The sequence below is a fragment of the Mycobacterium sp. TH-M106 genome (genome assembly GCF_057473765.1).
Window position 1 is genome coordinate 1 of record NZ_JBYCLE010000014.1, and the last position, 5257, is coordinate 5257.

Here is a 5257-nt window from a genome sequence, read left to right on the forward strand (position 1 = left end):
ATGGCCGGTGCGCGGCGGGTCACCGTGCCGCTGGTGCCCGACGGGCGGGGCTTCGCGCTCGACGTTGACGCCCTGCGGCGGGCGGTGACGCCGGCGACCAAGGCGCTGATCGTCAACTCTCCGCACAACCCGACCGGCCTGGTGCTGACCGCGACCGAGTTGGCCGCCATCGCCGAGATCGCCGTGCCCGCCGATCTGCTGGTCGTCACCGACGAGGTTTACGAGCACTTGGTGTTCGACGGGCGTCGGCACCTGCCGCTGGCCGGGTTCGACGGCATGGCCGAGCGGACGGTCACGGTCTCCAGCGCGGCCAAGATGTTCAACTGCACCGGCTGGAAGATCGGCTGGGCTTGTGGCCCCGCCGATCTCATCGCCGGGGTGCGGGCCGCCAAGCAGTATCTGAGCTATGTCGGCGGGGCGCCGTTTCAGCCGGCGGTGGCGTACGCGCTTGACCACGAGGACGCCTGGGTGGCCGGGCTGCGGGCATCGCTGCAGGCCAGACGCGACCTGTTGGCAAATGGACTCGGCCAGGTCGGCTTCGAGGTGCACGACAGCTTCGGCACCTATTTCTTGTGTGCCGACCCACGCCCCCTCGGATACGACGACAGTTCGGCGTTCTGCGCCGCGCTGCCCCGGCAGGTCGGGGTGGCGGCGATCCCGATGTCGGCGTTCTGCAACCCGGACGCCGCCGGCACCGCCTATAAAGAGCTCTGGAACCACCTGGTGCGGTTCACCTTCTGCAAACGCGACGACGTCCTCGACGAGGCGATCCGGCGGTTGTCGGCGCTGCGGGACGGGCCGACGAGTTGACAATCTCTTGCTCGTTCAGCGACTTCTCTCACAGTCCTCGGCGCATCACGCTTCGATGCGCATCATGTGGGCAAACTTGCCGACGAACAGCGGCGGATAGACCCCGTGGCCGGTTCCCGTCATCCACGGCGCGGCCGACGCCGGATTGGCGATCCACCGCCGGGCGCTGTCCTCGTCGGTGAGCTCGTGCAGGACCAACACCTCGCGGTCGTCGTCGAAGGCCCGGAAGATCCACATGTCTCGGGTGCCGGCCGACCGCCATTGGTCCAGCTCTTCGGCGACACTGGCGACCATCGCCGCCACGTCGTCCACCGCTGCGATCGCGGCCAGCACAATGCCCTCGGGCGGGCCACCTTCCCCGGAGGCAGCCGGGCCGAACCGCGCGACCTTCTCACCGGCGAACACCGCGGGAATGTCGGGGACACCCACCGTGTCGAACCACTCCAGAAAGACCCGGGATCGCAGCAGGTCCACGATCGGTTCACGGTTGCGCACACCGATGGTGACCAGAACCCGTCCACGATCCTGCGTCGAGGTGTACACACCGACGTGGTGTGCACCGATGTCGGCCAACGCGGCTCTGCGGCGCTGCAGCAGCGGCCAGACCCGGCTGGGATCGGGCACCCGGTAGTCAGACGCGATCACCAGCGAATGGACGAAAGTGCTCACGCTACACCGGCTCGAAGGCTGAGATCAGCCAGGTCCCGTCGCGTTTGGTCAGCGAGACGATGACGCTGTCGGCGTTCGCCACGAACGGGCCGTCTTTGCGGCGGCTCAGCTGGTTGACGAACACCAGCACTTTGGCGGAGTCGGGGTGCAGCTCAGAGATGGCGGCCCGAGCCACCGTGGTTTTGGTGTTGATCTCTTTCTGCTTGGCGGTCGGACCGAGGGTTTCGGCGCTGAATTTGCTGTAATAGTCCAGGAATCCCCCGGTCAGATGTGACTTCGCGGCGGCCATGTCGCCCTCCAGGCTCTCGGCCGTGTAGGACAGCACCGCTGCCGCACCGTGCGAGGCCGCGCTGACCACCGCCCGAGCCACCGCGGCATCGGTCTGGTCGTCGGGCCGTTGCTCAGCGAAGAATAGGCCGGCGGCTAACCCCACCGAGAGCACCGCCGGAACCCCGATGACCACCAGCGGCGACGCCAGCCGTCGAATCCGGGAGGACCTTCCCGCCGGCCTGGACGTGACTGCCGTGGGTGCGACGGCGCTGGTGCTGTCCCGCTCGCCGTCTGCTGAGGTGTGCGCGTCCTCGACTGCCGACATCGTGGCCCTGCCTCCGTTTCCCGCCGCGCTGACCACCGGTCGCCTTTCGGCTGCTGCGCGCTGCACATCGCGTCGCCGCTACTCTGACATATTTGGGAATCAAATTTTTCCTGGTTGCAGAAGTCCGCGTCGACGATGTCGACAGAGACGAACAGGGGACGAAGAGGGTGGCTGTGCCGTCTGGCGAGCGATCATCCCACTCGGCCAGCACCACCGAGGCGCGGCAGTCTGCCGCCGCGGCGGAGGCGGCGGCCGCCGAGGCAGCATCTCGCGCCCGCGTGGCTCGCGCACGGGCGAGGCGACTGCACCGCCGAGCCAAAGCCGTGCAGGCCAACCCAGACCGGGCAGCGAAGCGGCGGCGGCTGCCGCGTTTCAGGGAGCTGGGCGCCGTCGTCGGCGTCGCACTCACCTGCGTCTCGTCGGCGGCGAGCGGCAGCATGTGGTGGCAGCATCGGCTAGCGGTCGACCGACGACAGCTCGCCGCGGAGTTCGCCACCGCGGCCCGCCAAGCCGCGGTGGCGATGCTGGCGATCGACTACACCAAAACCGACGAACACGTCCAGAGCGTTCTGGACAACTCCACCGGCGACTTCAAGTCACGGTTCGAGAAGAACGCCGCAGCGGTGGCCCGCCGCGTCGAGCAGTCGAAGATGGTCGCCACAGCGGACGTGAAAGATGTTGCTGTGCAGTCGATGTCCGATGACGCTGGGGTGGTGCTGGTGGCGGTGAACACCGAAACCGTGGAGATGGACGGTCAACGGCAACCCACGTCGTGGCGTCTGGCCGTGAGCCTTACCCGCGACGGCGACCGGCTCAAGATGTCCGACGTCGAGTTCGTCGAGTGACGATCGTCGGCCAAAAGCCGAATTCCACGTACTGCAACCCGTTGCGGGTGCTATCGTCGCGAATCGACGACAGACCCGGAGACCGATGTGACCGTCATCAGGAAAACGCTCCTCAGTGGCGTGTTAGCACTGGCGTCGGCGACCGTGAGCTTGGTGGCCACCGCACACGCCGACGACCCACCCGCCCACCGGGTCAAATACACCGTCACCGCCGCCCAGCCGACCCAGGCAGACATCTACTACCTAGACAACGAGCCGCCGGAGTTTTACCGCTACAGCCACGACCCCTACCGGTGGGTTCCCAACATCAAAGCCGATGTCGGACCGGGCAAGCCGTGGGTCTTCGAGCTGATGTTGAACAATCCCGATCAGTGGGCGCTGGTGACCGCCAGCACCGGCCGCTGGTACCGCCAGACCGCCACTCCGAATTTTCACTGTGAACTCACGGTGGACGGTGTTGTCGTCATGTCGAAAGACGGCCCCACGGGCGTGCTTTGCTCACTGCGTAATTGGTGAGTTACGTGTCGCCGCGGACCCAGGTGGTTCGGCCGTTCTGCGCCACACAGGTCAGGAACAATCCGTCCGGCGCCTGCGCGACGAAGTTCGTGTATTCGGTGCAGTCGCCGCCCTCTTCTTTGATACCGACCATCCTGGGCGACCGGAACCATCGGCCGTGGATTCTCCGCGGCGAGCTGCAGAAAACCACCCTGCCCGGCAGGGATTCCACCGGCCCGTAGGACGTCGTTCCGAACACGAAGTAGGTCGTGTTGTCACACAGGGTGCCCAGCACCACGCCCGGTGTCATGCCCGGAACGCAGCTCGGGTCATCGCAGCTGGGCGCCGGCTCGGCCACCGTAGACGGCGCCGCCAGCAGCCCGACCAGCACCAGCGCGGCGGCGGCTACCAGGATCAAGCGCATCTCGCCATTGTGCCCAAGGCGACCACGAATTTCTCGATTATCACCGGATCACCTTTGACCGTGCACCGACCAACGGCTGCGCGATAACATTTCCGCACACTTGCTCTGCACCGTCCGTCTGACAAGGAGTACTCATGGCTTCCCGCGAGCCGGCGCCCGACGACGACCACGTCGACGAGCCGCCGGAGGCTGCGGCCGCCGCATGGGCAGCGGCAGCAGAGGCGGAAGCGGTAGCCGCGGAGGCGGAAGCCGTGGCCGCGGAGGCGGAAGCACATGCCGCGGCGGCCCGTGCCCGCGCGGTCCGGCTGCGTTGGGAAGCCGCCGGGGCCGGCGACACGCACAAGACGAGGTCCCTCCTCGTGCCGCGTTGGTGGCGGCGGCGCCCGAGGCGGAGAACGGTCGCGGTCGCCGCGACGATCACGCTGTTCTGCGCCGTGATGGGGGCGAACGGTTACATGATGTGGCACCATCACGTCGCGTCGCAGGAAAAGCAGCGTACCGCGGAGTTCGCGACGGCCGCACGTCAAGCTGTCACATCCTTGATGTCGCTGGATTTCAACAAAACCGGAGACGACATGAAGCGCATCGCTGACATCTCCACCGGACGGTTCAGGGACCGATTCCCAGCTGTCGCCGCCGAGATGGGCAAGAGACTGCAGCAGTCGAAGGTCGTCACCACGACGACCGTGAACGACGTTGCCGTCGAGTCGATCAGCGGCGATTCGGCGACCGTCCTGGTCGCGGCGACGACGACGGCTCAGCAGCCCCAGGGCGCGCAGGAACCACAGGCGTGGCACATCGCACTGGGCCTCAGCAAGGACGAAGGGCAGCCCAAGATATCCAGCATCGAGTTCGTCCCGTGACGATCGACCAGGATCCACGGATCGACGACGCCAATGTCCGCGAAGTCGGCGATGTCGCGGTTGAGGCGTCGTCAAATCAGCAGCAGGCGCGGAGGCGCTGGCTGCGGGCCGGCGGGCACTGGCTGCGCCGGGGCCTGGCCAGGTGGCGTCCGATTCTGTTGGCGGTGGCACTTGTTGGCGCGGTGGCGCTCGCCGGCGGGTTGTTCTTCTTGCAGTACCGCCCGGATCAGCAGACCGGCGCCGCGGCCGCACACGCGGCGATTACGGCAGCCTCCGAGGGCGCGGTGGCTGTCCTGTCGTACTCCCCCGCAACTGTCGACCAGGATTTGGCGGCAGCGAATTCACATCTGACCGGCGAATTCTTGCGGTACTTCCGCGATTTCGGCCAACATTTCGTGGCGCCGGCGGTCCGGCAACAGGACGTGAAGGCGTCCGCTACCGTGCTGCGTGCTGCGGTGTCGGAGTTACATCCGGACTCGGCGGTCGTGCTCTTGTTCATCCACCAGACCACCACCAGCAAGGACAAACCGAAGCCGATTTTGACGTCGAGCAATGT

Annotated in this window: 8 protein-coding genes; 5 read left to right on the forward strand and 3 right to left on the reverse strand. The window is 66.7% G+C overall.

What is annotated here, in order from left to right:
• A partial coding sequence (locus AC2VOP_RS00475) for an aminotransferase class I/II-fold pyridoxal phosphate-dependent enzyme (protein WP_486959139.1) occupies window positions 1-810 on the forward strand: 810 nt, incomplete at its 5' end.
• A 45-nt stretch (window positions 811-855) separates the two neighbouring features.
• Here the strand turns inward: AC2VOP_RS00475 and AC2VOP_RS00480 are convergent.
• Both AC2VOP_RS00480 and AC2VOP_RS00485 read right to left on the reverse strand, forming a co-directional pair.
• Entirely contained in the window at window positions 856-1479 is a 624-nt protein-coding gene (locus tag AC2VOP_RS00480) for a fatty-acid--CoA ligase (RefSeq protein ID WP_486959140.1), read from the reverse strand.
• 1 nt (window position 1480) lies between these two features.
• Window positions 1481-2074 carry a twin-arginine translocation pathway signal gene (locus AC2VOP_RS00485; RefSeq protein WP_486959141.1) on the reverse strand — a complete coding sequence of 198 codons (594 nt, stop codon included), beginning with the start codon at window positions 2072-2074 and terminating at the stop codon, window positions 1481-1483.
• A 167-nt stretch (window positions 2075-2241) separates the two neighbouring features.
• On the opposite strand from AC2VOP_RS00485, the gene AC2VOP_RS00490 reads away from it, so the two are divergent.
• Window positions 2242-2919, forward strand: coding sequence for a hypothetical protein (locus tag AC2VOP_RS00490; protein ID WP_486959142.1), 678 nt, complete (start codon window positions 2242-2244; stop codon window positions 2917-2919).
• Window positions 2920-3063: 144 nt separating this feature from the next.
• Window positions 3064-3435 carry a hypothetical protein gene (locus AC2VOP_RS00495; protein WP_486959143.1) on the forward strand — a complete coding sequence of 124 codons (372 nt, stop codon included), beginning with the start codon at window positions 3064-3066 and terminating at the stop codon, window positions 3433-3435.
• 1 nt (window position 3436) lies between these two features.
• On the opposite strand, the gene AC2VOP_RS00500 is transcribed toward AC2VOP_RS00495, so the two are convergent.
• Complete coding sequence (locus AC2VOP_RS00500; RefSeq protein ID WP_486959144.1) at window positions 3437-3838, reverse strand: hypothetical protein; 402 nt, start codon at window positions 3836-3838, stop codon at window positions 3437-3439.
• 134 nt (window positions 3839-3972) lie between these two features.
• On the opposite strand from AC2VOP_RS00500, the gene AC2VOP_RS00505 reads away from it, so the two are divergent.
• Together AC2VOP_RS00505 and AC2VOP_RS00510 are read left to right on the forward strand one after the other, a co-directional pair.
• A complete protein-coding gene (locus tag AC2VOP_RS00505; protein ID WP_486959145.1) occupies window positions 3973-4701 on the forward strand; it encodes a hypothetical protein in 729 nt (242 codons plus the stop codon).
• Window positions 4698-5257: twin-arginine translocation pathway signal (locus AC2VOP_RS00510; RefSeq protein ID WP_486959146.1), on the forward strand; the 560-nt coding region annotated here is incomplete at its 3' end. The genes AC2VOP_RS00505 and AC2VOP_RS00510, both read left to right, overlap by 4 nt.